The sequence below is a fragment of the Psychrobacter sp. 1U2 genome, assembly GCF_051847575.1.
Genome location: NZ_JBPYDC010001875.1, coordinates 1 through 506, shown reverse-complemented (window position 1 = coordinate 506; position 506 = coordinate 1). Strand labels below are relative to the sequence as shown.

Annotated in this window: 1 protein-coding gene; it reads right to left on the bottom strand. The window is 47.0% G+C overall.

Annotated elements, in window-relative coordinates; translation table 11 throughout:
- Positions 1-506: DHH family phosphoesterase (locus ACS8FD_RS24890; protein WP_439277810.1), on the bottom strand; the 506-nt coding region annotated here is incomplete at both ends.

Here is a 506-nt window from a genome sequence, read left to right as displayed (position 1 = left end):
GCCCATGATGTACCAAGATACGGTTATTCTTATCAAGCACGCCAACATCGGCGATCGTACCAAGTGCCACTAAATCTAAATATTGACTGACTTGGATGGTAGATTTGTCAGCTTCACGCCGTAGTTTTGCCAAACGTCCAAGTACATAAAACGCCACGCCGACCCCTACCAATGCTTTGCTGCTAAAATCACAATCGAGTTGATTAGGATTCACTACGGCCTCAGCAGGCGGTGTCTCTTTGGTCGTAAGGTGATGGTCGGTAATAATGACGATAATGCCCTCAGCCTGCGCACGGGCAACCCCTTCATGACTTGAGATACCATTGTCAACAGTAACTATCATATCGGGCTTATAAGTCTCAATACCCAACTCGACAATCTCAGGTGTCAATCCATAACCATATTTGAAGCGATCTGGTACTAAGAAATCAACGACCGCGCCCATCTTGGTGAGCGCACGCATCATCAGCGCAGTACTAGTCGCACCATCACAGTCAAAATCACCA